At 71.7% G+C, this 26,971-nt stretch carries 27 protein-coding genes and 1 pseudogene; 11 read left to right on the top strand and 17 right to left on the bottom strand.

Going from position 1 to position 26,971, the window contains the following annotated elements:
- Positions 1-1,497: a 30S ribosomal protein S1 gene (gene rpsA, locus FHX81_RS30695; RefSeq protein WP_073888692.1), complete on the bottom strand. Its 1,497-nt coding sequence runs from the start codon at positions 1,495-1,497 to the stop codon at positions 1-3.
- 191 nt (positions 1,498-1,688) lie between these two features.
- On the opposite strand from rpsA, the gene FHX81_RS30690 reads away from it, so the two are divergent.
- The 5 genes from FHX81_RS30690 to FHX81_RS30670 all read left to right on the top strand — a co-directional run bounded on the left by FHX81_RS30690 (position 1,689) and on the right by FHX81_RS30670 (position 6,665).
- Positions 1,689-2,519: a class I SAM-dependent methyltransferase gene (locus FHX81_RS30690; RefSeq protein WP_141981786.1), complete on the top strand. Its 831-nt coding sequence runs from the start codon at positions 1,689-1,691 to the stop codon at positions 2,517-2,519.
- A 10-nt stretch (positions 2,520-2,529) separates the two neighbouring features.
- On the top strand, positions 2,530-3,453 hold the full coding sequence (locus tag FHX81_RS30685) for a GNAT family N-acetyltransferase (RefSeq protein ID WP_141981784.1): 924 nt from the start codon (positions 2,530-2,532) through the stop codon (positions 3,451-3,453).
- 82 nt (positions 3,454-3,535) lie between these two features.
- Complete coding sequence (locus FHX81_RS30680; RefSeq protein WP_141981783.1) at positions 3,536-4,183, top strand: P-loop NTPase family protein; 648 nt, start codon at positions 3,536-3,538, stop codon at positions 4,181-4,183.
- Positions 4,180-6,075, top strand: coding sequence for a YhgE/Pip domain-containing protein (locus FHX81_RS30675; RefSeq protein WP_141981781.1), 1,896 nt, complete (start codon positions 4,180-4,182; stop codon positions 6,073-6,075). Before FHX81_RS30680 ends, FHX81_RS30675 begins: the two co-directional genes overlap by 4 nt.
- The gene (locus FHX81_RS30670) at positions 6,072-6,665 is read left to right on the top strand and encodes a TetR/AcrR family transcriptional regulator (protein WP_170232229.1); all 594 of its coding nucleotides are present in this window, start codon (positions 6,072-6,074) and stop codon (positions 6,663-6,665) included. The genes FHX81_RS30675 and FHX81_RS30670 overlap by 4 nt, the downstream gene beginning before the upstream one ends.
- Here FHX81_RS30670 and FHX81_RS30665 read toward each other — a convergent pair.
- The 6 genes and pseudogenes from FHX81_RS30665 to FHX81_RS30640 form a co-directional block, all read right to left on the bottom strand.
- Positions 6,662-7,255, bottom strand: coding sequence for a Rossmann-fold NAD(P)-binding domain-containing protein (locus FHX81_RS30665; protein ID WP_141981778.1), 594 nt, complete (start codon positions 7,253-7,255; stop codon positions 6,662-6,664). The two genes, FHX81_RS30670 and FHX81_RS30665, sit on opposite strands and share 4 nt — an antisense overlap.
- Positions 7,252-7,848, bottom strand: coding sequence for a P-loop NTPase family protein (locus tag FHX81_RS30660; RefSeq protein WP_211363602.1), 597 nt, complete (start codon positions 7,846-7,848; stop codon positions 7,252-7,254). The genes FHX81_RS30665 and FHX81_RS30660 overlap by 4 nt, the downstream gene beginning before the upstream one ends.
- 9 nt (positions 7,849-7,857) lie before the next feature.
- The gene (locus FHX81_RS30655; RefSeq protein ID WP_141981776.1) at positions 7,858-9,150 is read right to left on the bottom strand and encodes a Gfo/Idh/MocA family protein; all 1,293 of its coding nucleotides are present in this window, start codon (positions 9,148-9,150) and stop codon (positions 7,858-7,860) included.
- Positions 9,151-9,248: 98 nt separating this feature from the next.
- A pseudogene (locus tag FHX81_RS42670) lies at positions 9,249-9,350 on the bottom strand (TetR family transcriptional regulator); the annotation flags it as partial.
- Positions 9,351-9,703: 353 nt separating this feature from the next.
- On the bottom strand, positions 9,704-11,005 hold the full coding sequence (locus FHX81_RS30645) for an alpha/beta hydrolase (protein ID WP_246108046.1): 1,302 nt from the start codon (positions 11,003-11,005) through the stop codon (positions 9,704-9,706).
- A gap of 14 nt (positions 11,006-11,019) precedes the next feature.
- Entirely contained in the window at positions 11,020-11,523 is a 504-nt protein-coding gene (locus FHX81_RS30640; protein WP_211363601.1) for a GNAT family N-acetyltransferase, read from the bottom strand.
- Between the two features lie 77 nt (positions 11,524-11,600).
- Here FHX81_RS30640 and FHX81_RS30635 point away from each other — a divergent pair, with 77 nt between their 5' ends.
- On the top strand, positions 11,601-12,056 hold the full coding sequence (locus FHX81_RS30635; RefSeq protein ID WP_141981772.1) for a winged helix-turn-helix transcriptional regulator: 456 nt from the start codon (positions 11,601-11,603) through the stop codon (positions 12,054-12,056).
- On the opposite strand, the gene FHX81_RS30630 is transcribed toward FHX81_RS30635, so the two are convergent.
- Positions 12,045-12,512: a hypothetical protein gene (locus FHX81_RS30630; protein ID WP_170232228.1), complete on the bottom strand. Its 468-nt coding sequence runs from the start codon at positions 12,510-12,512 to the stop codon at positions 12,045-12,047. The two genes, FHX81_RS30635 and FHX81_RS30630, sit on opposite strands and share 12 nt — an antisense overlap.
- Before the next feature lie 269 nt (positions 12,513-12,781).
- Between FHX81_RS30630 and FHX81_RS30625 the strand changes: the two genes are divergently transcribed.
- The gene (locus FHX81_RS30625) at positions 12,782-13,144 is read left to right on the top strand and encodes a hypothetical protein (RefSeq protein ID WP_141981768.1); all 363 of its coding nucleotides are present in this window, start codon (positions 12,782-12,784) and stop codon (positions 13,142-13,144) included.
- Positions 13,145-13,157: 13 nt separating this feature from the next.
- Here FHX81_RS30625 and polA read toward each other — a convergent pair whose 3' ends face one another.
- Positions 13,158-15,785: a DNA polymerase I gene (polA, locus tag FHX81_RS30620; RefSeq protein ID WP_246108315.1), complete on the bottom strand. Its 2,628-nt coding sequence runs from the start codon at positions 15,783-15,785 to the stop codon at positions 13,158-13,160.
- A gap of 100 nt (positions 15,786-15,885) precedes the next feature.
- Here polA and FHX81_RS30615 point away from each other — a divergent pair, with 100 nt between their 5' ends.
- Together FHX81_RS30615 and FHX81_RS30610 are read left to right on the top strand one after the other, a co-directional pair.
- A complete protein-coding gene (locus tag FHX81_RS30615; RefSeq protein ID WP_246108045.1) occupies positions 15,886-16,320 on the top strand; it encodes a hotdog fold thioesterase in 435 nt (144 codons plus the stop codon).
- Positions 16,321-16,381: 61 nt separating this feature from the next.
- The gene (locus FHX81_RS30610) at positions 16,382-16,936 is read left to right on the top strand and encodes a DUF4352 domain-containing protein (protein ID WP_246108044.1); all 555 of its coding nucleotides are present in this window, start codon (positions 16,382-16,384) and stop codon (positions 16,934-16,936) included.
- A 27-nt stretch (positions 16,937-16,963) separates the two neighbouring features.
- Here the strand turns inward: FHX81_RS30610 and FHX81_RS30605 are convergent, their stop codons facing one another.
- The 8 genes from FHX81_RS30605 to FHX81_RS30570 all read right to left on the bottom strand — a co-directional run bounded on the left by FHX81_RS30605 (position 16,964) and on the right by FHX81_RS30570 (position 24,685).
- Positions 16,964-17,668 (bottom strand): ABC transporter ATP-binding protein, encoded by a 705-nt coding sequence (locus FHX81_RS30605; RefSeq protein WP_141981766.1) that lies wholly within the window; start codon positions 17,666-17,668, stop codon positions 16,964-16,966.
- On the bottom strand, positions 17,658-18,398 hold the full coding sequence (locus FHX81_RS30600; protein WP_141984218.1) for an ABC transporter ATP-binding protein: 741 nt from the start codon (positions 18,396-18,398) through the stop codon (positions 17,658-17,660). Before FHX81_RS30600 ends, FHX81_RS30605 begins: the two co-directional genes overlap by 11 nt.
- Positions 18,399-18,430: 32 nt before the next feature.
- The gene (locus FHX81_RS30595; protein WP_141981764.1) at positions 18,431-19,597 is read right to left on the bottom strand and encodes a branched-chain amino acid ABC transporter permease; all 1,167 of its coding nucleotides are present in this window, start codon (positions 19,595-19,597) and stop codon (positions 18,431-18,433) included.
- Positions 19,594-20,556 carry a branched-chain amino acid ABC transporter permease gene (locus FHX81_RS30590; RefSeq protein ID WP_141981762.1) on the bottom strand — a complete coding sequence of 321 codons (963 nt, stop codon included), beginning with the start codon at positions 20,554-20,556 and terminating at the stop codon, positions 19,594-19,596. Before FHX81_RS30590 ends, FHX81_RS30595 begins: the two co-directional genes overlap by 4 nt.
- Before the next feature lie 126 nt (positions 20,557-20,682).
- On the bottom strand, positions 20,683-21,858 hold the full coding sequence (locus FHX81_RS30585; protein WP_246108042.1) for a branched-chain amino acid ABC transporter substrate-binding protein: 1,176 nt from the start codon (positions 21,856-21,858) through the stop codon (positions 20,683-20,685).
- A 279-nt stretch (positions 21,859-22,137) separates the two neighbouring features.
- Positions 22,138-22,743 (bottom strand): ANTAR domain-containing response regulator, encoded by a 606-nt coding sequence (locus tag FHX81_RS30580; RefSeq protein ID WP_141981757.1) that lies wholly within the window; start codon positions 22,741-22,743, stop codon positions 22,138-22,140.
- A 207-nt stretch (positions 22,744-22,950) separates the two neighbouring features.
- On the bottom strand, positions 22,951-23,913 hold the full coding sequence (locus FHX81_RS30575) for a hypothetical protein (RefSeq protein WP_141981755.1): 963 nt from the start codon (positions 23,911-23,913) through the stop codon (positions 22,951-22,953).
- A gap of 187 nt (positions 23,914-24,100) precedes the next feature.
- Positions 24,101-24,685 carry a signal protein gene (locus FHX81_RS30570; protein ID WP_141981753.1) on the bottom strand — a complete coding sequence of 195 codons (585 nt, stop codon included), beginning with the start codon at positions 24,683-24,685 and terminating at the stop codon, positions 24,101-24,103.
- Between the two features lie 63 nt (positions 24,686-24,748).
- On the opposite strand from FHX81_RS30570, the gene FHX81_RS30565 reads away from it, so the two are divergent.
- Positions 24,749-26,335: a thiamine pyrophosphate-binding protein gene (locus FHX81_RS30565; RefSeq protein WP_141981751.1), complete on the top strand. Its 1,587-nt coding sequence runs from the start codon at positions 24,749-24,751 to the stop codon at positions 26,333-26,335.
- Positions 26,336-26,345: 10 nt separating this feature from the next.
- Entirely contained in the window at positions 26,346-26,855 is a 510-nt protein-coding gene (locus FHX81_RS30560; protein WP_141981749.1) for a DinB family protein, read from the top strand.
- The last annotated feature ends 116 nt before the right edge of the window (positions 26,856-26,971 follow it).

Genomic DNA, 26,971 nt, shown 5'->3' with positions numbered 1-26,971 from the left:
TCAGGCGCCGCCCGACAGCTTCTCGCGCAGCGCGGCCAGCTGCTCGTCGCTGGCCAGCGTGCCACCGGCCTGAGCCGGGGCGCCCGTGCTGCTGGACGACGCGGCGGCCGGGGCCTCGCCACCGGACGAGTAGTTGGTCTCGCCCGCGGCCTCTTCCTCGGCCGCGGCGGCCTTGGCGACCTGCTTCATGTGGGCCTCGTAGCGCGTGTGGGCCTCGGCGTACTGCCGCTCCCACTCCTCGCGCTGCTTGTCGAAGCCTTCCTGCCACTCCTGGGTCTCCGGGTCGAAGCCCTCGGGGTAGATGTAGTTGCCCTGGTCGTCGTACTCGGCGGCCATGCCGTACTGGGTCGGGTCGAACTCGGAGTCGACCGTGAAGCCCTCGTTGGCCTGCTTGAGCGACAGCGAGATGCGGCGGCGGTCCAGGTCGATGTCGATGACCTTGACCATGACGTCGTCGCCGACCTGCACGACCTGCTCCGGGATCTCGACGTGGCGCTCGGCCAGCTCGGAGATGTGGACCAGGCCCTCGATGCCCTCGTCCACCCGGACGAACGCGCCGAACGGAACCAGCTTGGTGACCTTGCCCGGCACGATCTGGCCGATCGCGTGGGTGCGGGCGAACTGGCGCCACGGGTCTTCCTGCGTCGCCTTGAGCGACAGCGACACGCGCTCGCGCTCCATGTCGACGTCCAGGACCTCGACCGTGACCTCCTGGCCGACCTCGACGACCTCGGACGGGTGGTCGATGTGCTTCCAGGACAGCTCCGAGACGTGCACCAGGCCGTCCACGCCACCCAGGTCCACGAAGGCACCGAAGTTGACGATGGAGGACACGACGCCCTTGCGGACCTGGCCCTTCTGCAGCTGGTTGAGGAACTCGCTGCGGACCTCGGACTGCGTCTGCTCCAGCCACGCGCGGCGGGACAGGACCACGTTGTTGCGGTTCTTGTCCAGCTCGATGATCTTGGCTTCGAGCTCGCGGCCGACGTAGGGCTGCAGGTCGCGGACGCGACGCATCTCCACGAGGGAGGCGGGGAGGAAGCCGCGCAGGCCGATGTCCAGGATCAGGCCGCCCTTGACGACCTCGATGACCGTGCCCTTGACGGGCTCGTCCTTCTCCTTGAGCGCCTCGATGGTGCCCCAGGCGCGCTCGTACTGCGCGCGCTTCTTGGAGAGGATCAGCCGACCTTCCTTGTCCTCCTTCTGGAGGACAAGAGCCTCGACCTCGTCACCGACCTTGACGACCTCGTTGGGGTCGACGTCGTGCTTGATCGACAGCTCGCGCGAGGGGATGACGCCCTCGGTCTTGTAGCCGATGTCGAGCAGGACCTCGTCCCGGTCGACCTTGACGATGGTTCCCTCGACGATATCGCCGTCGTTGAAGTACTTGATCGTCTTGTCGATAGCAGCGAGGAAGTCCTCCTCCGTCCCGATATCGTTGATGGCGACCTGCTTCGGCGCAGCGGCAACCGGGACAGTGGTGGTGTCGGTGGACATTAGGTAGGTGGCTCCGGTACGGATTGGGGTTTGTGGCCTGCGGGTTCAACGCTTGCGCGCCAGGGCTCGCCCCACCACGAAGACCGACTCACGGTGATCACCGATCGAGGACAGCGCGAACCCACTACGCGGGCGATATCGTACGCGGCTTCCGGCCCGCCGGGCAAACCGGCACCCTTGAATGGAGCAGTGTGTCCGACCAGCACGCGAGCGCCGAACTGGCGCTCGGCACCACCGGCATCGCCAAGCGGGGCGTGGACGCGGCCGAGTCGCGCGCGGCCAACCGCATGTGGTGGGACGCCGACGCCGACGACTACCACGCCGAGCACGGCGACTTCCTGGGCGCGGCGGACTTCGTCTGGTGCCCCGAGGGCGTCCGCGAGCAGGACGTCTCCTACCTGGGTGACCTGCGCGGACGCCGGGTCCTGGAGGTCGGCTGCGGTTCCGCGCCGTGCGCGCGGTGGCTGACCGCGCGGGGCGCGCGCGCGGTGGCGTTCGACATCTCCGCCGGGATGCTGCGGCACGCGGTCGCGGCGAACGCGGCGACGGGCGTGACCGTGCCGCTGGTGCAGGCCAGCGCCGACCAGCTCCCGTTCGCCCCGGGCAGCTTCGACGCGGCCTGCTCGGCGTTCGGCGCGGTGCCGTTCGTGGCGGACGTGGGCGAGGTGTTCCGGGAGGTGGCGCGGGTGCTGCGGCCGGGCTCCCCGTGGGTGTTCTCGGTCACTCACCCGATCCGGTGGATTTTCCCGGACGACCCGGGGCCGGGCGGGCTGACCGTCACCCAGTCGTACTTCGACCGCACGCCGTACGTCGAGGTGGACGACACCGGCCGGGCGACCTACGTCGAGCACCACCGGACCACCGGGGACTACGTGCGGGCGCTCGTCGGGGCGGGGCTGGAGCTGCTGGACGTGGTCGAGCCGGAGTGGCCCGCGGGGCACACCCGGACGTGGGGCCAGTGGAGCCCGCTGCGCGGCCGGCTGTTCCCGGGTACCGCGATCTTCCGCACCCGGAAGCCGTAGCCTGCCCCGCATGACCGTCGGTCAAGGGCTGATGGAGGCGCAGAGCGCGCGCTTCGCGAGCGTCGACCCGTTGCTGCCGGCGGTGGTCGCGCCGCCCGACGGCGACGTCATCACCGCGGCGCTGCCGGACGGCACGAGGGTCGCGGGCGTGCTCCAGCGCCAGGTGCACGACCGCCGGTCCCCCGCCCGGCTCTGGTCGGCCACCGAGGTGTGGGAGCTGACGCCCCTGCTGGGCAACGCGGGCGCCGCGGGCATGGACGTACTGCTGCGCGCCTGGCGCAAGCGGCTGGACCTGCTCGGTCCGGCGGAGCGGGACTCGGCGTGCGTGCTGACCTGGCCGAGCCGGGACGCCGAGGCCACCCGGGCGCTGCTGGACCACGGCCTGGTGCCGCTGACCGTGATCGCGGTGCGGCAGGCACCTCCCCCGCCGGTGACGGGTTCGACCACGATCCGCCGGGCCACCCCCGCCGACCTGGAGACGGTGCTGGCCCTGGCGCTGGCGGAGCTGCGCTACTCGTCCATGGTCGGCTCGACGGTCCACCGGCCGGACGCGGCGGCGCTGAAGCGGCGGACGCTGGCCGACCGGCTGGCCGCGGGCGGGCCGGCGTGGCTGGCCGAGCGGGACGGCATCGCGGTGGCGCTGGCCGAGTGCTCGCTGGTGACGTCGGAGCCCGGCAACTGGACGGCGACGCGGCTGCCGCCGGGCCGCTGGGGTTACGTGAACTGCGTGTCCGTGCTGCCCGGCGCGCGCGGCACCGGGGTGGGCCGCCGGCTCATGGCGCACGCGCACCGCGAGCTGCACCGGCTGGGCACGGTCGGCACGTACCTGTACTACAACCCGCCGAACCCGCTGTCCTCGGTGTTCTGGCCGCGGCAGGGCTATCGTCCACTGTGGACGATGTGGGAGGTCCGCCCCGCCGGGGCGCTGCGCTAGGCGTCACACCGCGTCGAGTTGCGACGCGTCCCCGGCCGGACCACTATTTGAACTGACCGGTCAGTTCAAAGGAGGTCCGACGGTGCGCATCCACGCTCGGCGCGTCGGCGTCACCGGGCCGCACGGCCCGCTGCTCAAGCCGACGTCACTGCTGGTGCGGCCGGGTGAGCTGGTGCTGGTGGCCGGTGACCCGGGCTCCGGGCACACCGCGCTGGGCCTGGTGCTGTCCGGCCGGATGCGCCCGAGCACCGGCGAGGTCTCCCCCGCCGCGGCCGACCTGCGCCGGCACGTCGTGCTGGTGGACTCCCCCGACGTCAGCGAGCCCGAGGCGTCGCTGCCGCTGGCCGGGGTGGTCGGCGAGGAGCTGGCCGTGAACGGGGCGCGCAGCGGACGCCGGGCGGTGGCCGACTGGCTCGTCGAGCGCGGTGCGGACGAGCACCTGGACCAGCGGTTCGAGCAGGTCCCGGCCGACGTCCGGTGCGCGTTGATGCTGGAGCTGGCCGCGGGCCGGCCCGGCGCGACGACCCTGGTGCTGGACAGCCCGGACCGCTACCACGGCGACCCGGAGGGGTGGGCGGAGCTGGCGCGCCGGCACGTGACGCCCGAGCGGTCCGTCGTCGTCCTGTGCACCACCACCAGCGCCGCCGTGCTCGACGTGCCCGTCGCGCGCATCGGCGCGGACAACACCGCCGCGGAGAGCACCGGCGCGGACAACGAGGAGTCGGAGTGACCGCCGTCCGGATGGCGTTCAACGAGCTGCGCCGGATCACCTCCGGCAAGCTGCCCAAGCTCGCGGTGCTGGCGCTGACGCTCGTGCCGCTGCTGTACGCCGCGCTGTACCTGTACGCGAACAAGGACCCGTACGCGCACCTCGACCAGGTGCCGGCCGCGCTGGTCGTGGAGGACAAGGGCGCGACCGCGAGCGACGGCACCCGGCTGGACGCGGGCGACGAGGTGGCCGAGGAGCTCGTCCACGGCGGCAAGTTCGACTGGCAGCGGGTCGACGCCGCGCAGGCCGAGGCGGGGGTGCGCAACGGCACCTACACGTTCGCGCTGACCCTGCCCGAGGACTTCTCCCAGGCCCTGCTGTCGTCCGGCGACTTCACGCCCCGGCAGGGCGTGATCGTGCTGACCACCAACGACGCGAACAACTACCTCGGCTCCACGATCGCCAACCAGGTCGTGGCCGAGGTGCGCCGGTCGGTGTCGGTGAAGGTCGGCGCGGAGGCCGCGGACAAGCTGCTGCTCGGCTTCTCCACGATCCGGCAGAAGACCGTCGAGGCCGCCGACGGCGCGACGAAGCTGGCCTCCGGGCAGCAGGACGCCCTGGCCGGAGCCCAGCGGCTCGCCGACGGGACCGTGCCGCTGGCCGACGGCGCGGCGCAGGTGTCGGCCGGCCTCACGCAGCTGCGCGACTCGACCGCCGACCTGCCGGTGAAGTCGCAGCAACTGGCGTCCGGGGCCAAGCAGGTCGCGGACGGCAACGAGACCGTCGCCCGCACCGCCGAGGACTACGCCGCCAAGGCGCAGGACCTGGTCAACCGGTTGGACGCGGTCAACGGTGACGTCGCGGCCCGGCTGCGCGCGCTCGGGTTCACCGAGGAGCAGGTGCAGCGCGTGCTCGGCGTGCTGGGCGAGGCCCGCCGGCCCGTGGACGACGCCAACGGCAAGGTCCAGGGCACGGCCGGGCAGTTGCGCGCGCTCGCGAACGGCGCCCAGCAGGTCTCCGCCGGCGCGGCGCAGTTGGCCGCGAGCACGCCCGCGCTGACCAGCGCCATCACGCAGCTGAACGACGGCGCGGCGCGGGTGTCGGCGGGCGCGGCGCAGGTGCGCGACGGCGCGGCCGGGCTGCGCGACGGCGAGGCGCAGCTCGTCGACGGGGCGAACCGGCTGCGGGACGGCCTGGCGTCCGGCGTCTCGCAGATCCCCAACCCCGACGACCCGACCCGCGAGTCGACCGCGCGGACGATCGGCGACCCGGTGAGCGTGCACGGGGTGAGCCAGACGTCCGCGGGCAGCTACGGCGCGGGACTGGCGCCGTTCTTCCTCGGGCTGGCCACCTGGATCGGCGCGTTCGTGCTGTTCCTGCTGCTCAAGCCGCTGCCGCGGCGCGGCCTGGCGACGAGCCAGGCGCCGTTGCGGGTGGCGGTCGGCGGCTGGCTGCCCGGCGTGCTGCTCGGCGCGGCGCAGGTCGTGGTGATGTACGCGGTGGTCACGCTGGTGGTCGACATCCGGCCGTCGCACCCGCTGGGCGCGCTGGCGTTCCTGCTGCTGGTGTCGGCGACGTTCGTGGCGGTGCTGCACGCGTTGAACGCCCTGTTCGGCGCGGTCGGCAAGTTCATCGGCCTGGTGCTGCTGATCCTGCAGCTGGTGAGCGCGGGCGGCACGTTCCCGTGGCAGACCATCCCGGTGCCGCTGTACCCGCTGCACTACGGCCTGCCCATGGGGTACGCCGTGGACGGCCTGCGGCACCTGATGTACGGCGGTTCGCTGGGCGGCGTGGGCCGGGACGCGCTGATCCTGGTCGGCTACCTGGCGGCAAGCCTTGCCTTGGCGACGCTCGCCGCGTACAAGCAGCGGGTGTGGACACCCAGCCGCCTCAAGCCCGAACTGGTCCTGTGACGGGCACGCGCCCCGGCCGCACCGCCGCGACCAAGCAGAAGCTGTTCGACGCCGCCCTGCGGCTGGTCGGCGAACGGGGCGCGGCCGGGGTCACCGTGGACGAGATCGCGGCCGAGGCGGGCGTGGCGAAGGGCACCGTCTACTACAACTTCGCCAGCAAGGACGCGCTGGTGGACGCGCTGCTGCGGCACGGCGTCGACCTGCTGGCCGCGCGGCTCAAGGTCGCCGAGGAGGAGGACGAGACGGCCGCGGCGATGGCGTCGCTGGTGGACGGGATGCTCGGGTTCTTCGCCGAGTACCCCGCGTTCGGGCAGTTGCTGGTCTCGGAGCTGTGGCGCACGCCCGGCCAGTGGCACGACACGTTGAGCCTGCTGCGCGACGACATCGTGTCGATCGTGCGCGGCCAGATGCAGCGGCTGTCCGACGCCGGCCGCCTGCCCGACGGGGTGCAGGTGGGCACGGCGTCGGCGGCGCTGTTCGGCACCCTGCTGGTGACCGCGCTCGACTGGCAGGTGTTCCAGCCGGAACGCAGCCTCGCCGACGTGCGCGAGTCGGTGCTGAACCTGGTGCGCGGCCTGCGACCGGCCTAGTGCCGCGTCACCCACGTGTCGACGTCGCCGACCTGGTGGATCGACGGGGGTCGGCCGGCCAGGGCGCGGTGGACGGCTTCGAGGACGCCGGTGGAGGTCTGCTCGTGGCTCAGCCAGCGGGTGGTGCCGCCGTGGCGGGTGAAGCCCAGCACGACCTGTTGCGTCGGGTGGCCGTCCAGGGCCGGGTCGGGCATGCCGCGCACACCGTCGATGGAGCCGCTGTCGTGCACCTCCACCACCGGGGCGTGCGGTGCGAGCAGGGGTGCGACGGCACGCAGGACGGCGTCCCGGTAGCTCGCGTGCACCCAGGCCACCAGCAGGTCGGCGGGCCGGTCCACCACCTCGCGGACCCGGTCCGCCAGCTCGGCCGGTCTGGCCCAGTCCGCGGCCACGGCGATCCGCGACCCGTCCGCGCCGCTCGCGTGCGGCACGTGGGCGCGGCCGCGCAGGGCGGCCTTGGCCGCGCTGCCCAGCAGCCCCTCGGGCCGGCGGCTGGGCAGCACCACCCGCCAGCCCCGCGCCACCAGCTCGTCCGCGCACCCCTTCAGCATCCCGGTGCCACCCAGCACCAACGCCGTCCGCTCGCTCATCGCACCGACTCCTCGCCGCGTTCGGCGGCCCGCCGCAAGGGGCCGGACCGCCACTGGTCGACCTCACGCTGCCCGCGCAGCCGCACCACCGCGAGCCGGTCGGCGTGCTCGCCCCGGAGCACCGCGCGGACCCGTTCGCCGGTGCGGGCGTGCGACTTCCACGCCCACCGCAGCAGGTGCTCGGGATCGGTGAACACCGTGCGCAGCGGCGGTTCGACGTTGCCGTTCCACAGCTCCTGGCGGCGCAGCCGGCGCACCGCGGTCCGCACCGCCACCCGCCGCATCACCACGTGCCGCGGGTGGTCCAACCAGACCAGCGTGTCGGCGTGCTCCAGCAGCACCGGCCGCGCCAGGCGGTACTGCCACTCCGTGGCCCACCCGTCGCCCTTGACGAACCGGCGCACGTCGTCCTCGAACTCGACCCTGGGCGTCCACTGTGGACCGTGGAACAGGGAGTCCATCTCCACGTAGGACAGGCCGAGGGCGCGGGCGACGAGACCGGCCAGGGTCGATTTCCCGGAGCCGGACGTGCCTGCCACGAGCACCCGGCGCGGCGGGTGCGGCAACTCGTCGGCTGGTCCCAGGAGCGGCACCGAGCCAGGCTACCGCCAACCGACGGCCGGCAACTCCGCCACGCGCACGGGTCCTCCGGTCTCGAGGCTGCGGTTCGCGGCGAAGCCCGTGGCCAGCGACAACGCCCCGTCGCGGTGCGTGGCGCGGCGGCCGAGCGGGTCCGGCAGGCCGGGCGGGCCGTACAGCGCGGCGGTCATCCGGGCGTCCGCCCCGCCGTGCCCGGCGCCACCGGCCTCCAGTGGCACCTCGACGGCCCGCCCGAACAGCGGCTGCACGGTCAGCCGGACGTGCCCGGACTCGGGGTTGGCCTCCTTGCCGTGCACGGCGGGCCGCTGGCCGCTGACCCAGTTGTTCTCCACCACCTCCAGCTCGAGCCGGCCGCGGCTGCCGTTGACCATCAGCCGGTAGCCCTCCCACGGCGAGTAGGCCGTCAGGTGGTAGGTCAGGTTCGCGCCGTTGGCGTAGCGGACCAGCACCGACATGTCGTCCTCAATGGACACGCCGGGCGCGAAGGGGTTCCGGTCGCGGTGGTAGCCGTCCTCGTGCTCGGCGTCGAGGTAGAGCCGGCGCAGCCAGTCGTCGCGGCCGATGTGCAGGGCGAACGGGTCGTCCGCTGCTTCCGGCGAGCCGTGCACCCGGTCGTAGGGCCGGTGGTGACCGTGCCGCTTGCCGTTCTCGTCGCCGTAGAAGAACAGCCGCCCGTGCGCGTAGACGACCTCCGGCACCGAGTCGACCCACCAGTTGAGCAGGTCGAAGTGGTGGGTGGCCTTGTGCACCATGAGACCACCGGAGGCGGCCTTGTCGCGGTGCCAGCGGCGGAAGTAGTCGGCGCCGTGCCGCACGTCGAGCAGCCACTCGAAGTGCACCGAGCCGATCTCGCCGACCGCGCCGCCGGTCAGCAGCTCGCGGACCTTCTCGTGCACCGGGTTGTACCGGTAGTTGAACGTGACCGTGACGCGGCCGTCGGTGCGCTCCACCGCGTCGAAGACCTTGTCGACGCCCGCCGGGTCGACCGTCATCGGCTTCTCGGTGACGACGTCGCACCCCGCGTCGAGCGCCTCGACGATGTAGGTGTCGTGGTGGCGGTCGACGGTGCAGACCACGACGACGTCCACCCGCTCGTCGGCGATCATCCGCGGGAAGTCCTCGGCCGCGTAGGTCGGCACGGGCCGGTCGAGGCGCGCGTTGTGCACGGCCATGCGGGTGGGGTTGACGTCGCAGAACGCGACCAGCTCACCCTGGTCCGCGTGCCCGACGATCGCGTCGACGTGCAGCTCGGCGCGGGCGCCGGTGCCCACGACCGCGTAACGCCTGCGTGCCATGCGCGCCTCCTGGTAAGCGTTTTCCACCACGCTAACCCGCACCGGCCGTACACCGTCAAGGTCGCGATCCCCCCGGTGGTCGACGACACCAGGTGCCGGCGCAGCACGGCGCGCATGACCTCCGGCGTGGTGAGGTCGGGCTGGAGCACGCCGCCCAGCGGGAGGCCGTCGAGGAGCACGGCCAGCCGTTCGGTCTCCACCTCCACGTCCGCCACCCCGCCGCCACCAGGGCCTTGCCGACGATCATGCGCAGGCCTTCGTGCCGCCGCCGGGCCTATGGCCGCAGGGCGGGCGCCGGTGCGCGCGGCGCTTGCCGCCGCCCCGCGGGGGTCGCCGCCGCCCGGACCTCCGCGACGTGGCCCGTGATCCGGCGTTCGAGCCGGTCGCTGAGCTTTTTGAGGGCGGATCGGAGCGGGTCGTCGTGGTCGGCGACGTCGCGCAGCGACGCCTCCGGGCCGCGGCGGCGGACGTACGCGCTGAGGGACGTACACCTGACCGCGGTCGACTGGACGTCACGGGCTCGGTGGTCAGGTTGGCGCTCGGCGAAGGCCGCCTAGCAGGGCGGGAAGAAGCGGCGCGTGCTGTTCGGCGCGGTGTAGGCGGCCGGGTCGGTGAACCGGCAGCCGTAGGTCGGCGCGGCCACGACCGCCGGGTCGTCCACCACGTCCGCGGCGGGTCGGCGGCCGGTGTCCGCCCAGGTCACCAGGTCGTCCCAGGCGGCACCGACCTCGTTCGGGCTGAACTCGCAGTGGCCGGCCGCGCGGATGGCCCGCTGCGCGAGCAGGTGGCCGCGGCCGTTGCGCTCCACGTCGCGCTCGTAGGCCTGCTCCATCGAGAACGGCACGAACAGGTCGCCCAGGTCGTGCAGGGACAGCACCGGCGCGGTCGGGCGACCGGCGACGCGCGGCACCTCGGTCAGCTTCGGCGTGAGGCGGGCCTTCGGGTTCTCCGGCAGCACGCGCTGGACCTCGCGGTTGACGTCGACCGGCGCGTTCGGCTCGTACCGGGTCAGGACGTTGGTGGCGATCTGGCCCGGGTCGGCCGCCAACCCCTCGCCCTCCGACGGCGCGGCGAGGCCGAACAGGTAGTCCTTCCAGTACGCCAACGCGGGCGCGAAGCCCGGGCGCGGTCCGCCGCTGCGGTGGGCGACGATCGCGGCGAACTGCGCGCCCCGCTCGTTCGGCGTGCCGGTCAGCCCGAGCTCGCCCTGGATGCGCGGCACCACCGCGGTCAGGTAGTCGGCCGGCGCGGGCCACGCGCGGATGCCGCTGAGGGCCTGGGCGGTGAGGTTGTAGTCGAGGAAGAAGTCGAACAGCTCCTGGTCGCCGAGCACGCCGCACAGCGGCAGCGCGGCCCGGTAGAAGCCGGGGAACTGCTCCAGCGACCGGCCGATGACGTGACCGCCCATGGACACGCCGACGATGAACGTGTCGCGCGGCTTGCCCACCAGCTTCCGGAAGTGCTCGGCCAGGGCGTGCGTGCCCAGCACACCGGCCTCCACGTCGTAGCCGTTGGCGTAGTAGCTGGACGCGGCCCACGCGAAACCCTGGTCGAGCAGCTTCTGGCGCAGGCCGTAGGCGGGCGGGTCGACGGTCAGCACGGTGCTCGCGCCGCGGTAGCCGTGCGCCCACAGGACCAGCCGGCCGTTCCAGCGCGGCGGCACCTCGATGGTGTACGCGGCGTGCTCGTGCACCCCCTGCGACACCCGGGACGGTTCGCCGCCGACCTGCGCGGGTGGCAGTGGCGGGTTGTCGACCGTGTAGCCCGGCAGCGGCCGGTCACCGGGCGGCGTCGACGCCGCGGCCGGCGGCGCCAGCAGGACCAGGACGAGCGCCAAACCGAAGATCCGTCGCATACCGGCCATTGTGCTCACCACCGCAGGTCCGCCACCAGTTCCTCGTGGGTCAACCGGTAGTTCAACGGATAGCTCACCCGGAGCACGTCGTCCTCCTCCCGGGTCAGGCGCGCACCCGGGAGGACGCGGGCCACCAGGCGCAGCATCGGCTGGTTCTCGCCCAGGACGTCGCCGTGCAGCTCGTCGTAGCGCAGTTCCGCGGCCAGCCGGGCGAGGGCGTTCACGAGCTCGGTGCCGACACCCCTGCGCTGCCACGGGTCGACCACGGCGAGGGAGATCTCGGCGGTGTCCTCACCGGTGGCGATCAGCCGGCCGATGCCGATCGGCGTGCGGTGGGACTCGGCGACGACGGCGACCTTGCGGTGGCCGTCGAGGTCGGTCAGCCGCCGGCGCATGGACGCGGTCAGGCGCGGCACCGGGGCGTGGAAGCGCAGGTAGCGGCTCCGCGGGGACAGGCCGTGGAACACCGTGTCGACGGCGTGGCCCGCCTCGGCGGCGTGCAGTTCGCGGACTCTCATGGCGGGCGCCCCCTGGGTTCGGAATCCGAACCCTAGCTGGATCCGTTTTCCGAACGCAAGGGGTATCGTGGGTGGACATGGCCCACGTGAAGGTTGCCGACGAGCTGTGCACGGTGTCGCTGCCCGCCGCCCTGCTGGGCGAGCGCTGGACGTTGTTGCTGCTCAGGCAGGCGTTCCTGGGCACGCGGCGGTTCGAGGACTTCCAGACCGCCATGGACATCTCGCGCAGCGTGCTGACCGAGCGGCTGGGCACGCTGGTCGAGGAGGGCATCCTGCGCCGCGAGGCGTACAAGGACGTGCGCACGCGGTACGAGTACCGGCTGACCGAGAAGGGCCTCGACCTCTACCCGGTGCTGATGGCGCTGCGGAAGTGGGGCGACCGCTGGATGTCACCGGCCGAGGGGCCGTCGTTCGACCTGCACCACCGCGCGTGCGGCGGCGACGTCGGCGTGCACGTGGCGTGCGAGGGCTGCGGCGCCGAGCTGACCGCGCGCGACGTCCGCGTCACGCCGCTGCGCGACTCAGGCGCGTGAGCGCAGCACCTGCTCCACGGCCGAGACGACGTGGATCAACCCGAGCAGCACGGCGAACATGACGAAGTAGACCGTGTGCTCCTGGAGCTCGGCGCGGTCTGCCGCCCACACGTCCATGGCGCTGAACGCGGTGAACCACGCGAGCCAGCCGAGCACGGCCGCGGCGAGCCACTTCGCGCTGCGCCGCACCACGGCCGCGCCCGCGATCACGCCCAGCACCAGCTCGACCAGCTTCGCCAGCCAGATCACCGGCAGCACCCAGTCCGGGCCCAGGTCCAGCGTGGCGTCGAGGTAGCGGCCGACCTGCTGCTGCCGGTCCTTCCAGCCCAGTGGCAGCTCGGCGAAGTTCAGCAGGCCGAACAGCGCGAGGAACACGCCGATCGGCGTGAACAGCCTCGACCACCGGACACCGCCACCGAACACCGACCCGTCGGCCATGGCCACCCCCTCCGCCACCACGAATGATGACCCGCGGGCCCGGCGAGCGAAGTACGGCTGTCCGCACCCCCGCGCCGGTGACACCCGCAGCGGTCAACCACCTGGAAAAGCGTCACCAACCGTGCGCGTTACCGTCGCGGATCATCTCTTTCCGGTGATTATCCCGTTCCATCGGACAACGGTGCGGCACTCTAACCGGGCATTGCTGACACGGAAAGTCCACTCCTATATTCGGACGGACTCGGTGCGCCAATACCGAGCCTTTCCCCCGATGAGGAGAAAACACGATGATGAAAACGGCAAAGGCGTTGGCGGTGACGGCACTGGGTATCGCGCTCGCGTTCGGCCCGATGGTCGCCGCCTCCGCGGCGCCCGCCACACCGGACACCGCGACCACCGCCTCGGCGAGCCCGCGGTACGAGTACCTGGGTGGCGTGAACCTCTGGGAGTTCTGCCGCAAGCTCGGCCACCGCGACGTCACCAACGAGTCGCCGCACACCGTCTACACCTGGTACTGCGTCCGGCAGGACGGCAGCCTCGAGGACATCAACATGTACGCCGCCTGTCAGTGGCAGTACAACAAGCAGTGGGCCAAGCCCGCCTTCTGGGACGAGCAGGACGAGTACAGCTGGTACTGCTACCTCGACTGATCGGGGCCGGTCCTCAGTGGGCGGCGGCATCCCAGGAACGGCCGACGCCCACTGAGACCTCCAACGCCACCGACAACGCGTAAGCCCCGCCCATCTGCGCGCGGACCAACTCCTCCACCTGCTCGCGCTCACCCTCGGCGATTTCCAGCACGAGTTCGTCGTGCACCTGCAACAGCATTCGCGACCGCAGCCCCGAATCGGCCAACGCGCGGAACACGCCGAGCATCGCCACCTTGATGATGTCCGCCGCGCTGCCCTGGATCGGCGCGTTCAACGCCATCCGCTCGGCCATCTCCCGGCGCTGCCGGTTGTCGCTGGTCAGGTCGGGCAGGTACCGCCGGCGGCCGAGGATCGTCTCGGTGTAGCCCTTCTTCCGCGCGTCCTCGACCACGGCGTGCAGGTAGTCGCGCACCCCGCCGAACCGGGCGAAGTACGCCTCCTTCTGCTCCCGCGCCTCGGCCGCCGAGATCCGCAGCTGCTGCGCCAGCCCGTACTCCGACAGCCCGTACGCCAGGCCGTACGACATGGCCTTCACCCGGCGGCGCTGCTCGGCGGTGACCTCGGAGGTCGGCACCGAGAACGCGCGGGACGCGACGAACGTGTGCAGGTCCTCCCCGCTGCGGAACGCCTCGATCAGGCCCTCGTCCTCGGACAGGTGCGCCATGATCCGCATCTCGATCTGGCTGTAGTCCGCGGTCATCAGCTCGGCGTAGCCCGGCCCGACCACGAACGCCTCGCGGATGCGCCTGCCCTCGTCCGTGCGGATCGGGATGTTCTGCAGGTTCGGGTCGGTGGACGACAGCCGCCCGGTCGCCGCGATCGTCTGGTGGAACGTGGTGTGGATGCGGCCGTCGTCGGCCACCGACTTGAGCAGCCCGTCCACGGTCGACTTCAGCCGGGTCACGTCCCGGTGCGCGAGCAGGTGCTGCAGGAACGGGTGCTGGGTGGACTCCAGCAGGTTCTGCAGCGCGTCCGCGTCCGTCGTGTACCCGGTCTTGGTCTTCTTCGTCTTCGGCATCCGCAGCTCGTCGAACAGCACGGTCTGCAGCTGCTTGGGCGAGCCGAGGTTGATCTCCTTGCCGATCACCGCGTACGCGTCCTGCGCGGCCTGCTTCACGCCCGCCGCGAAGTGCGCCTCCAGCGCCGCCAGGTGCTCGGCGTCGATCGCGATGCCGACCGCCTCCACCTCGTCCAGCACCATCATCAGCGGCAGTTCCAAGGTCGCCAGCAGCGACTCCTGGCCCGTGGCGACCAGCTCCGCGTCCAGCGCGTCGGCCAGCTCGGCCACCGCGAACGCCCGCACGATCGCCGCCTGCGCGGTCTTCTGCCGGTCCTCCTCCTCGTCGGCCAGCAGCGACAGCTGGCCGTCGTCGGGCTCCTCGGCCCGCAGCTCGCGCTTGAGGTAGCGCAGCGCCAGGTCGTCCAGCGCGAACGACCGCTGGCCGGGCCGCACCAGGTAGGCGGCCAGCGCCGTGTCGCTGCTCACCCCGCGCAGCGTCCAGCCGCGCGCCCGCAACGCCCGCAGCGGCAGCTTCAGGTCGTGCGCCGCCTTGGCCACCGACTCGTCGGCCAGCCACGCGGCCAGCGCGTTCTCGTCCGCCTCGGTCAGCGCCGCGACCTCGACGTACCCGCCCTCGCCGCCGACCGCGGCCAGCGCCAGGCCCTCCACGTCCCCGCCGGACGTGCGCAGCGCGACGCCGACCCGGCCGGAGCGCGCGTGCGCGTCCAGCCACGCCGCGAGGCCGCCCGCGGGCACCACGCCGCCGCTGACCGCGAAGCCCTCCTCGGCCTCCGGCTCGGCGGTGGACAGGGTGGAGAACAGCCGGTCGCGCAGGACCCGGAACTCCAGCTCGTCGAACAGCCGGTGCACGGCGTCGCGGTCCCACGGCCGGGCCTGCAGCTCCGCCGGGCCCAGGGGCAGCTCCACGTCCCGGACCAGCTCGGTGAGCTGCCGGTTCAGCATGATGTTGGTCAGGTTGGCGCGCAGCGCGTCGCCCACCTTGCCGGGCACCTCGTCGATGTGGTCGATCAGCCCGTTGAGCGAGCCGAACTGGGTGAGCAGCTTCACGATGGTCTTCGGGCCGACGCCGGGGGTGTTCGGCAGGTTGTCCGACGAGTCGCCGCGCACCGCCGCGTAGTCGGCGTACAGCTCGGGCGGCACGCCCTGCTTCTCCAGCACCAGCTCGGGGGTGTACCGGGCCAGCTCGGACACGCCCTTGACCGGGTACAGCACGGTGACCTGGTCGGTGACCAGCTGCAACGCGTCGCGGTCGCCGGTGCAGATGAGCACCTCGAAGCCCAGCCCGGTGGCCTGCGTGGTGAGCGTGGCGATGAGGTCGTCGGCCTCGAAGTTCGCCTTGGACAGCACCGGGATGTTCAGCGTGCCCAGGACGTCGGAGATGAGGCTCACCTGGCCCCGGAACTCGTCCGGTGTCTCGCTGCGGCCGGCCTTGTACTCCGCGTAGGCCTCGGTGCGGAAGGTCTTGCGGGAGACGTCGAACGCCACCGCCACGTGCGTCGGCTTCTCGTCCCGGAGCAGGTTGATGAGCATCGAGGTGAAGCCGTAGACCGCGTTGGTGGTCTGGCCCGTGCCCGTCTTGAAGTTCTCCTTGGGCAGCGCGAAGAAGGCGCGGTAGGCCATGGAGTGACCGTCGACCAGCAGCAGGCGGGAGGCTTCTGAAGTGCTCACGGGCCGAGTCTAGGGTGGGGGTCCGACAGTGCCGCACCGACTGGAGCAACGCGTGACGCCAGCACCCGAGGACATCCCCGGCGCCGACCAGGACGTCGCCCACGAGCAGCTGACCTCGAAGCTGGGCATCGAGATCACCCGATGGGATGCCGACCGGCTGGTCGGCACCATGCCGGTGAAGGGCAACCGCCAGCCGTACGGGCTGCTGCACGGCGGCGCGAACGCGGCGCTGGCCGAGACGCTGGGCTCGATCGCGGCGGCCATGCACGCGGCGCCGGAGCGGCTGGCCGTGGGCCTGGAGCTGTCCTGCACGCACCACCGGGCCGTCACGGAGGGTCTCGTCACGGGCGTGTGCACGCCGATCCACCGCGGGCGCAGCACCGCCACCTACGAGATCGTCGTCACCGACGACCAGGGCCGCCGCGCGTGCACGGCCCGGTTGACGTGCTTCCTCAAGGACGCGCCGAAAGACCAACCGAAGGTGTGAAGGTGCGGTTCGGCCGGCCGAGGTGTGCAATTCAGGGTGACCCGGTGAGTCGGAGGTGGGCGTGCGGCGCGTGGTGGCGGTGATGGCCGTGGTGCTGGCGGCGGCCGGGTGCGGTGACGCGCCGGTGGTGGCCGGCCCGGAGACGACGGCGACGTCGGCGGAGACCTACCCGGTGCCCCCGCAGACCGTGCGGCCGGACGAGAAGCCGCTCAAGGTCCCGACCACCTCGGACGGCGACACGGCGTTCACGCTGGTCGGCCTGACCTCCGAGATGCCGACGCTGATCGGCAGCCACGCCGAGTTCCACGCCAAGGGCCAGTTCGTCCGGCTCCGGATGAGCGTGATCAACAACGGCCGCAGCAGCGTGTCCTTCGCCGCCCGCAGGCACGTGCTGATCGACGACCACGAGGTCGAGCACCAGGTGGACGCGCAGGCCATGACCATCAAGCGGCAGCCGGAGACGATCGACCTCGGCGCGAACGTGCGCCTGGAGTACGACGTCTACTACGACCTGCCCGACGACGCGAAGCCGCTGGCCCTGCGCGTGTACGGCGGGCCGACGCTGACCGACCTGCAGGACGAGTCGGGCACGGAGATCCGGCTGGCCCAGCCGTAGCCGGGCCGGCCGGATCCCCGGTGACCGTCAGTGACCGCCGAGGTACGCGGCGCGCACCTGGGGGTCGTCGAGCAGCTCCGGTCCGGGAGCGCTCTTCACGACCCGGCCGGTCTCCAGCACGTACGCGCGGTCGGAGAGCTTCAGCGCCTGCTGCGCGTTCTGCTCGACCAGCAGCACGGTCGTGCCGCGCTTGTTGATCTCCTTGATGATCTCGAAGATCTGCGCGATGAGCATGGGCGCGAGGCCCATCGACGGCTCGTCCAGCAGGAGCACCTTCGGCTTGGTCATCAACGCCCGGCCGATGGCGATCATCTGCTGCTCGCCGCCGGACATCGTGCCGCCGAACTGGCTCTTGCGCTCCGCGAGCCGCGGGAACAGCTCGTAGACCTCGGCCAGGTCGGCGTCCAGCGCGTCCTTGCGGGTGTAGGCGCCCATCAGCAGGTTCTCCTGCACCGTCATGCCGGGGAACACCCCGCGGCCCTCCGGTGACTGGCCGATGCCCGCCACGACCCGCTTGTGGCCGGGCATCTTGGAGATGTCCTGGCCGTTGAACAGCACCTGGCCGCTGGTCAGCGGCCGCAACCCGGAGATGGTCTTCAGCGTGGTCGTCTTGCCCGCGCCGTTGGCGCCGATGAGCGAGACGATCTCACCTTCCTGGACCTCGAGGCTGATGCCCTTGATCGCGGCGATCTTGCCGTAGTGGACGTGGATGTCCTTGAGCTCAAGAAGCATCTTCGGACACCCCCAGGTAGGCCTCGATGACCTTCGGGTCGTTCTGCACTTCTTGCGGGAGCCCTTCTGCGATCAGCTGGCCGAAGTCCAGCACCGCCACGCGGTCGCTGACGCCCATGACCAGGCTCATGTCGTGCTCGATCAGCAGCACGGTCCGGCCGCTGTCGCGGATCTTGCGGATCAGCGCCTGCAACGACTCCTTCTCGGCCGGGTTCATGCCGGCCGCGGGCTCGTCGAGCAGCAGCAGCTTCGGGTCGGTGGCCAGCGCGCGGGCGATCTCCAGCCGCCGCTGGTCGCCGTAGGGCAGGTTCTTCGCGGTCTCGGTCATCCGGCCGGGGATGCCGACGAAGTCGAGCAGCTCCCGGGCCAGTTCGCGGCCGCGCCTCTCCTCCTTGCGGTGCCACGGCAGGTTGAGCGTGGCGCCGATCGCACCGGTCTTGTGGTGCGCGTCCGCGCCCACCATCACGTTCTCCAGCGCCGACATGTTGTGGAACAGCCGGATGTTCTGGAACGTGCGGGCGATGCCCTGCTTGGTGATCTTGAACCGCTTGCCGCCGTCGATCCTCGTGCCGTTGAACAGCACCTGGCCCTCGGTGGGCTGGTAGACACCGGTGACCACGTTGAACACCGTGGTCTTGCCCGCGCCGTTGGGACCGATCAGGGCGAAGATCTCGCCCTGGCCGACGCTGAGCCGCGCTCCGCGCAGGGCGACCACGCCGCCGAAGCGCATGGTCACGTTGTCCAGCTGAAGGACGGGAGTGCTCACTTGGCCGCCTCCGTCGTCGAGACATCGGTGTCCGGACCCGCGACCTCGGCACCCATGGTGCCCATGCCGCCGGTGCCCTCGTGCAGTTCGGCCTTGCGCCGCCGCGACGGCAGCAGGCCTTCCGGCCGCAGCGCCATCATCAGCACCAGCACACCGCCGAACAGCAGGATGCGGTACTCGGCCGGGTCCTTGCCCAGCGCGTGCTTCAACCAGTCGACCTCGCGGAACCGCTCGGGCAGCCAGGCGATGACGAACGCGCCCAGCATGACGCCGGGCAGGTTGCCCGCGCCGCCGAGCACGACCGCGGCGAGGATCGTCGCGGACAGGATGAACGGGAACGTGTTCGGCTCGATGAACACGGCCTTGCCCGCGTAGATGCCGCCGGCCAGGCCGCCGATCATGGCGCCGATCGCGAACGCGAGCAGCTTGAACTTGAACGTCGGCACGCCCATCAGCTCGGCCGCGTCCTCGTCCTCCCGGATCGCCGCCCAGGCGCGGCCGACGCGGCTCTTCTGCAGCCGCACCGAGAAGATGATGACCAGCACGATCGCGATGACCATCAGGTAGTAGTACGGCGCGGGCAGCACGCCGAACTCGATGCCGAGCGACGGCATGTCCGTCGGGTGCGGGATGTTCGGGATGCCGCGCGCGCCACCGATCTCGTCGGTGTTGTTCGCGGTGATCCGGATGATCTCACCGAACCCGAGCGTCACGATCGCCAGGTAGTCGCCGCGCAGCCGCAGCGTCGGCGCGCCGAGGATGACGCCGGACACCGCCGCCAGGAAGATGCCGAACACGACCGTGGGCCAGTACGACCAGCCGTGCTCGGTGGCGAAGTAGGCCAGGGTGTAGCCGCCGATGGCGAAGAACGCCACGAAGCCGAGGTCGAGCAGACCCGCCTGGCCGACCACGACGTTCAGGCCGACCGCCAGCAGGATGTAGGTGCCGATCGGGTAGATCAGCACGGTCGTCCAGTCCGCGCCGGGCGACATGAACGAGCCGATCCACGGCGCGGGCAGGATCAGCGCGAAGACGATCGCGCCCAGGTACACGAGGTACCGCTGCCAGGTCTTGGCGCGTTCCCACCAGTCGCGTGCGCCGTCGAACAGGGCGCCCACGCGCCTCAACGGATTCGCGTTGCCAGTCACTCCGTTGCCTTTCATGCGCGGGCCTTCTGCAGGGATTCACCGAGGATGCCGGTCGGCCGGAACATCAGCACGACCACCAGGACGGTGAACGCGATGACGTCCTTCCACTCCGAACCCAGGAAGATCGCGCCCCAGTTCTCGATGAGACCGAGCACGATTCCGCCGAGCAGCGCGCCGCGGAGGTTGCCGATACCGCCGAGCACGGCGGCGGTGAACGCCTTGATGCCGAGCACGAAGCCGACGTTGAAGACGGTGTTCTCGAACTCCATCAGGTACAGCGCGCCTGCCACGCCCGCCATCGCGCCACCGAGCAGGAACGTCACCCGCACGATGTTGTCGATGCTGACGCCCATGAGCACCGCGGCCTCGGGGTCCTGGGCGGTGGCGCGGATGCCGCGACCGATCTTGGTCTTGTTCACCACGCGGTCCAGCGCGATCATCATGATGACCGCGGCGACCACGACGATGATGTGGTCGGTGCGCACCGCCGCGTTGCCGATGGTGAACACGGTGTCGCGGTCCACGATGCGCGGAGCGGACTGCTGGTTGCGGCCCGCGTTCCCGGTCAGCCACGGGATGATCACGAGCGCGAACAGCTCCTGCAGGAACAGCGACGCGCCGATCGCGGAGATGAGCGCGGTGAGCCGGGTCGCGCCCTTGCGGCGCAGCGGCCGGTAGGCCACGACCTCCAGCAGCATCGCGGCGCCGCCGGAGATGGCCGCGGACGCCACGATGATCAACAGCATCACGCCGAACAGGGCGATCCCGGTCAGCGGCGACGCGGGCGCGATCGCGGTGATCACCACGAGCGACGTGAACGTGCCGATCATGAAGATCTCGGAGTGCGCGAAGTTGATCAGACGCAGCACACCGTAGACCATCGTGTAGCCGAGGGCGATGAGCGCGTAGATGGAGCCGAACACCAGTCCGCCCACCGTGCTGGGCAGGAACTGGTTGAGGAAATCATCAAGCATGACAGGTTTGCCTCACGAGACGGGCGGGGAGAGAAACTTCGCCATAGTGGTGGGGAGCGGGAGCTGTCGTTCCCACGACACTCCCGCTCCCCAGCGCGCTAGCTTGCTTGCCTGATCCGGCCCGGATCAGCCCTCGAGCTTCGCTTCCTCCGCGGCACCCAGCAGCTTCACCTTGCCGCCGACGACCTGGTAGATGAAGATCGCGTTGTTCTCGGGCTCGCCGTTCGCCTTGAACTTGATCGGCTTGGAGACGCCCTCGAAGCTGACGGTCTTCAGGAACTCGTTGATCTTCTCGCCGGTGGTGTTGCCCGCCTCGACGGCCTTGATGAACCCGGTCGCGGCGTCGTAGCCCTCGGTCGCGTAGATGGCCGGGTCGACGTTGGCGCTCTTCTTGTAGTTGTCGAAGAACGTCTTCAGCGGGCCCGTGACGTCGGACGTCGGGATGTTGCACGGGCAGGCCAGGACGGCGCCCTCGGCCGCCTCGGTGCCGGCGCCGGTGACGAGCTGCTGGTCGAGCGAGCCGTCACCCGAGGCGAAGATGGTCTTCACGCCACCGTCGCGCAGCTGCTTGAGCAGGCGGCCCGCCTGCGCGTAGTACCCGCCGAAGACGATCACGTCCGGGTTCGCCGCGGCGACCTTCGTGACCGTGGACGAGTAGTCCGACGCGTCCTTGGCGAACTTGTCGCGCTCGACCGTGACACCCGCGGTCTCGAACGACTTGGCGACGGCGTCGGCCAGGCCGACGCTGTACTCCTGGTCGTCGGACAGGACGAACGCCTTCTTCGGGCTCTTCGCCTTCACCAGGAAGTCGGCGATGCCGGGGCCCTGGTCGGCGTCGTTCGCCACGACGCGGTGCCAGTAGGTCCAGTTGTTCTTGGCCAGATCGGGGTTCGTGGCCGACGGCGAGATGCTGGGGATCTTGCCCTCTTCGAGCTGACCGCCGATGGCCTTCGACTCACCCGAGAACGCCGGGCCGATGAGGCCGACGATCTTGTCCTGGGTGATGGCCTTCGTGATCAGCGAGGTGGCCTGGTCGGCCTTGCCCTGGCTGTCGTACTGGACCAGCTCGATCTTGACCTTGGGGTTCTTGGCGTTGTACTCCTCGACCGCCATCACGGCCCCGTTCCGGGGCGGGATCACGATCGCCGCGTTCTCACCGGTGAGGTCACCCATGAACCCGATCTTGACCGAGGTGACGTCGCCTCCCGCTTCGCCACCGCCGCCGCCTCCAGCGCAAGCCGCGAGCACCAGCGACGAAGCCGCCGCCAGCGCCAGAACTCGGCCGAGTCGTGCTCCTGACACCGGAATACCTCCCATGACACCAACCATCCCGCCGGTAGGCGGAGCCCTCACACGAGGGCGTGGGTTAGGGAGGGAACGTAGCTTCAGTTGAGTTCGATGAACAGGTGGTCTTACTGCTCTGTGTCCACATCGTGACGCTAGTCACCGGAAAATGCCCCGACGTTAACAAGCTTAAATCCAGCTCAAATCGCCGCAGGTCACAAGGCCAATGCGGGCAGTAACCGAGAATGATCGAGCGGACTGTCCGATACTCGAACGTGTATCACTCGCGGGGATAGTTCACCCGAAGTTTTCGATGACGGCTTCGGCCACGGCCTTCATGGTCGTGCGCCGATCCATCGCGGTGCGCTGCACCCAGCGGAATGCCTCGGGCTCCGACAGACCCTGCTTGGTCATCAGCAATCCCTTGGCGCGCTCGACGACCTTGCGCGTCTCCAGCCGCTCGGTGAGCCCGGCGACCTCGTTCTCCAGCGCCTGCAGCTCCGCGAACCGGCTCATCGCCAGCTCGATCGCGGGCACGAGGTCGCGCTTGGCGAACGGCTTGACCAGGTAGGCCATCGCGCCCGCGTCCCGCGCGCGCTCCACGAGGTCGCGCTGGCTGAACGCGGTCAGGATCACGACCGGCGCGATGCGCTTGCCCGCGATCACCGACGCGGCCTCGATGCCGTCGACCTTGGGCATCTTCACGTCCATGATGACCAGGTCGGGACGCAGCTCGGTGGCCAGCGTGACCGCCTCGTCGCCGTCGGCGGCCTGACCGGCCACCTCGTACCCCTCCTCGCGGAGCATCTCGACCAGGTCGAGGCGGATGAGGGCTTCGTCCTCGGCCACGAGCACGCGCCGGGGCGCGACCTCGGCCCGGGCCTCGGCAGCCTGTTGGGTCACCGGGGTCCTCCTGACACTTCGACGGCGGCTCGACGCGGTCGCGTCGGACGAAACCGCAGTCTACCGGCGTGCACCGCCGCGTCCGCGCGGTTGGGCCGTGATCACGGCCACCGGCGACGACTTCGTCGGATCGGACGGACCCGCTGCGCCGAACGCCGTGGGTGAGCGCCTCCCCGGGCAGGTGTCACTCGCCCGGGGAGGCGTCGCTCACCTCACCGCCTGCGGCGGCTCCCACCACCCCGTGACGCCCTCCGGCCACTCCATCGCCGCCAGCGCCGGCTCGTGGTCGGGGTCCGGTCCGTCGACCTCGCGCAGGAACAGGTCGTACCAGCCGGTGGACACGCCGAGGCCGCCGCCGGCGCTGGGCGTCTCCACCGCGCCGGGCAGGCCGAACACCGGGTGCAGCAGTCGGTCGGCGACCGTCGGCACGCCCAGGCTCGCGGGCCACTCGACCCACCACCGGTCGCCCTGCGCCAACGCGCGCACCCACGGCGCCGCGCTGAACAGGTGGTAGCGCCGCAGCACGGCGCTGCCCACGCCCGTCGGGTACGGCGTCTCGTCCAGGTGGTCCCGCTCGACCCCGGTCAGCGGGCCGTCGATGAACGTGCCGCCCAGGTTGCGACCCTTGAGCAGGGTGCGCACGTACTTCATGCCCACGGCCCAGGCCCGCTCGTCCACGCCCGCGAGGTGCACCGCCGCGTCCAGCCCGGTCAGCCGCAGCTCCACCGACCGGGGGTGGTGCACCACGCGCAGCCCCGGCACGCCCGCCACCCACGACTCGTCGTGGCGCGGCAGCAGCTCGTACAGCAGGGGGCCCAGGGCGTGCTCGGTGAGGTGCACCCGCGGGTGGACGCCCGGTTCGACGGTGCGGAACGCGTGCGCCGGGCGCAGCATGCTCGCGGGCGGGCGCAGTTGCAGGTGCCCACCCGCGTCCAGGCCGGCCTTGAGCAGCACGCACTCCAGCGCGCGCTGGTCGTCGTCCTCGGCGTCGGGCAGGAACAGGCCGCGCACGTCGGCCTTGCCGCGCAGGGCGTCGACCACGCGTTCGCGGCGGTCGTCGGGCAGGCCGTGCAGCACGGCCTTCACCGCGGGCACGGCCTGGGTGAGGTTCTCGCCGGTGTAGCTCCGGCGGAGGTCGACCAGCTGTTCGGTCAACGACGATCGCGCCATGGCAGTCCTCGCTCCCGCCGCCCGGCTCGGCGCGACAAGGACGCATCACGCGTCGGTCGACGGTCATCGGTGGTACCGCAATGAGCAGGGGTGCCCTCACCCCGCGGCGGATCACGCCACCCGGTTGCCGGGGAGTGGCTCCAGCCTCACGTCTGCCCACACACGCCGATCCCGACGATAGCAAAGCTCAGTCCGATGCCGCCGCCACGACCAGCCGGTAGCGGACGGTGGTGCGGAACCCCTCGCCACGGCCGTCGATCACCAGCTCGTGCTCGCCGGGGGAGGGCGGCGGCACGGTCACCCACAGGCCGCACGCGTAGGTCTGCCGCGCGCTCGCCGAGCCGGTCACGACGTTGCCCGCCACACCCCGGATCGTGACGCGGGCCGGTCCGAGCCGGCGCGTCCCCAGCGGTTCGCCGTCGAAGGTCACCTCGCCGGAACCGTTCGCCAGCGCGCCCTCGCAGCCCGCCGCGGTGGCGGAGGTGAAGTTGACCACCGGCCCGACGAGCGCGCGGCCGGCGGGCACCTCGCACGTGCGCTCGACCGCGCCGCCGAACGTGCCCGCGACGAACCACAGGTCGGCCGGCTGGTCCTCCGCGCAGTGCGCGCCCGTGGCGTCGAGCACGGGGTTGCGCTCCTCCGTGCTCGACGCGGCCCACGTCCACCAGCGCGCCTGCACGTCGGGTTCGGCGGCGGTCGTCGGTGTGCCGGGCACGGCGGAGGTGCAGCCGGCGACCAGCGCGGCGAGGAGAACGGGCAGGAGGCTGCGCACGGCGCATGATGACACGACCGGGTGACGTTGCCGGGGAAGCGTCGCGTCCCTAGCGTCTCGCGCATGGTGAGCGGGGCGGAGCGGTTGCTGGCGGTGCTGGCCGCGCACGGCGTCGAGGTCGTGTTCGGGTTGCCCGGTGTGCACAACCTGCCCGTGTGGGAGGCGCTGCGGACCTCCGGCATCCGGTTGGTCGGCGTCCGGCACGAGCAGACGGCGGTGTACGCGGCCGACGGCTACGCCCGCGCCACCGGTGGGCTGGGCGTGGCGCTGGTGACCACCGGGCCGGGCGCGGCGAACTGCCTGGGCGCGACCGGCGAGGCGTACGCGTCCGGGTCGCCGGTGCTGGTGGTCGCCACCGACATCCCGTCGACGCTGCGCCGTCCCGGCGAGTACCGGGGCACCCTGCACGAGACCCGCGACCAGCGGGCGATGTTCCTGCCGGTGGTGAAGGGCGGCTGGACGCTGCGCGCGGCCGAGTCGATCGGCGTCTACGCCGACAGCGCCGCTCTGCTGGCCACCACCGCGCCGCAGGGACCGGTGTACCTGGGCGTGCCGACCGACTTCCTCACCGCGGACGCGGGCGTGTGGAACCGCATCCCGACCCGCGCGCCGTCGACGCCGGACGTGACGCCGGGGGTGGAGCTGGTGGCGGCGGCCGAACGACCGCTGATCTGGGCCGGCGGCGGCGCGGCGCGGTCGGGCGCGGGGGCGGCGGTGGGCGCGTTGGCGGCGCGGATCGGCGCGCCGGTCGTCACCACGTACGGCGGGCGCGGCCTGGTCGACCACCCGCACGTGGTGCACGGGCCGGTGCACCTGCCGGAGGTCGGGGCGCTGTGGGACGAGGCCGACCTGGTCATCGGGGTGGGCAGCGACTTCGACGGGATGATGACGCAGAACTGGCTGCAGCCCGCGCCGCCGAAGCTGCTCAACGTCAACGTGGAGGCGATCCGCAACTACCGGCCCGACGTGACGCTGCGCGGCGACGCGCGGGTGGTGGTGTCGGCGCTGGCCGACGCCGTGCCGCCGCGGCCGGGCAACGGCGTCGCCGACCGGGTCGCCGAGCTCAACGGCCTGGTGCGCGCGGCGGTGGCGGCGGACGAGCCGCGGGCCGTGCCGCTGCTGGAGGCGGTGGAGGGGTACCGGGTGGTGGCCGACATGTGCGTGGCCGGGTACTGGGTCGGCGGGTTCGGCCGGATCACCCGGCCGCGCGGGCTGGCGTACCCGGTGGGGTGGGGCACGCTCGGCTTCGGGTTCCCCGCGGCGCTCGGCGCGGCCGTGACCGGGCGGGTGGTGGCGGTGTGCGGTGACGGCGGTTTCCTGTTCGCGGTCGGCGACCTCGCCACGGCCGCGCAGGAGCGGCTGCCGGTGACCGTGGTGCTGGTGGACGACGGCGGGTACGGGATGCTGCGGCACGACCAGGCGCGGGCCGGGCACGAGCCGTTCGGGGTGGACCTGCGGTCGCCGGACTTCGTCGCGCTGGCGGGCAGCTTCGGCGTCGAGGCGTCCGCCGTGGACGGGTTCGGGCCGGAGTTCCGGGCGCGGCTGGACGAGTACGCGGCGCGGTCGGGCCCGAACGTGCTCGTGGTGCGGTCGGCGGCGTTGAGGCCACCGGTCAACACGTCACCGCGCTGGTACCGGCGGGTGTCGTAGGGTGTCGAACATGAGTTCGAACGAACGCGTGTGGCCTGCGGTGGCCGCCCACGACGAGCTGCGGTTGATGACGGAGTTCCTGACGTTCCTGCGCCTGACGGCCGTGGCGAAGGTGGAGGGCTTGAGCCGGGAGGACGCCTCCGCCACGCCGATTCCGACGTCGCCGGTGGTGAGCGCGCTGGGCGTGCTGCGGCACTTGACGGCGGTCGAGCGGTGGTGGCTGTCGATCGAGGCGGGCGGGGTGGAGCTGCCGTCGCTGTGGGGCGAGGACGCGGACGCGTCGTGGCGCCTGCACGACGGCGACACGGTCGAGTCGGTGATCGCCGAGTACCGCGCCGAGTGGGCCCTCTCTGCCACCGCGCTGGAGGGCCTGGGCCCGGACGACCGCACCCGCGGCGACCACGACGGCCGGGGTCGGACGGTGCGCTGGGTGCTGGCCCACCTGGTGCAGGAGACGGGCCGCCACGTCGGGCACCTGGATTTCCTGCGCGAACTGGCGGACGGTGAGAAGGGCGAGTAGCGCCCCCCGACATCGATCGCCCGCCGATTCCCCACCGCGGTCACCGCTCACCCCGGACCGCGGGTGGAAGAACCGATCACCGGCGGCGCCGGAATTGCCGGCCGAGCTCCGGCCGG

The sequence above is a fragment of the Saccharothrix saharensis genome (assembly GCF_006716745.1).
Classification (GTDB): domain Bacteria; phylum Actinomycetota; class Actinomycetes; order Mycobacteriales; family Pseudonocardiaceae; genus Actinosynnema; species Actinosynnema saharense.
This window is presented reverse-complemented; position numbering and strand designations above follow the sequence as displayed.

Excerpts from the sequence above, each read along its gene's own strand:
- rpsA (WP_073888692.1), bottom strand. The coding sequence starts at position 1,497 with ATGTCCACCGACACCACCACTGTCCCGGTTGCCGCTGCGCCGAAGCAG.
- FHX81_RS30685 (WP_141981784.1), top strand. The coding sequence starts at position 2,530 with ATGACCGTCGGTCAAGGGCTGATGGAGGCGCAGAGCGCGCGCTTCGCG.
- FHX81_RS30665 (WP_141981778.1), bottom strand. The coding sequence starts at position 7,255 with ATGAGCGAGCGGACGGCGTTGGTGCTGGGTGGCACCGGGATGCTGAAG.
- FHX81_RS30655 (WP_141981776.1), bottom strand. The coding sequence starts at position 9,150 with ATGGCACGCAGGCGTTACGCGGTCGTGGGCACCGGCGCCCGCGCCGAG.
- FHX81_RS30645 (WP_246108046.1), bottom strand. The coding sequence starts at position 11,005 with ATGCGACGGATCTTCGGTTTGGCGCTCGTCCTGGTCCTGCTGGCGCCG.
- FHX81_RS30640 (WP_211363601.1), bottom strand. The coding sequence starts at position 11,523 with ATGAGAGTCCGCGAACTGCACGCCGCCGAGGCGGGCCACGCCGTCGAC.
- FHX81_RS30635 (WP_141981772.1), top strand. The coding sequence starts at position 11,601 with ATGGCCCACGTGAAGGTTGCCGACGAGCTGTGCACGGTGTCGCTGCCC.
- FHX81_RS30625 (WP_141981768.1), top strand. The coding sequence starts at position 12,782 with ATGATGAAAACGGCAAAGGCGTTGGCGGTGACGGCACTGGGTATCGCG.
- polA (WP_246108315.1), bottom strand. The coding sequence starts at position 15,785 with ATGGCCTACCGCGCCTTCTTCGCGCTGCCCAAGGAGAACTTCAAGACG.
- FHX81_RS30605 (WP_141981766.1), bottom strand. The coding sequence starts at position 17,668 with ATGCTTCTTGAGCTCAAGGACATCCACGTCCACTACGGCAAGATCGCC.
- FHX81_RS30600 (WP_141984218.1), bottom strand. The coding sequence starts at position 18,398 with ATGCGCTTCGGCGGCGTGGTCGCCCTGCGCGGAGCGCGGCTCAGCGTC.
- FHX81_RS30595 (WP_141981764.1), bottom strand. The coding sequence starts at position 19,597 with ATGAAAGGCAACGGAGTGACTGGCAACGCGAATCCGTTGAGGCGCGTG.
- FHX81_RS30590 (WP_141981762.1), bottom strand. The coding sequence starts at position 20,556 with ATGCTTGATGATTTCCTCAACCAGTTCCTGCCCAGCACGGTGGGCGGA.
- FHX81_RS30575 (WP_141981755.1), bottom strand. The coding sequence starts at position 23,913 with ATGGCGCGATCGTCGTTGACCGAACAGCTGGTCGACCTCCGCCGGAGC.
- FHX81_RS30565 (WP_141981751.1), top strand. The coding sequence starts at position 24,749 with ATGGTGAGCGGGGCGGAGCGGTTGCTGGCGGTGCTGGCCGCGCACGGC.
- FHX81_RS30560 (WP_141981749.1), top strand. The coding sequence starts at position 26,346 with ATGAGTTCGAACGAACGCGTGTGGCCTGCGGTGGCCGCCCACGACGAG.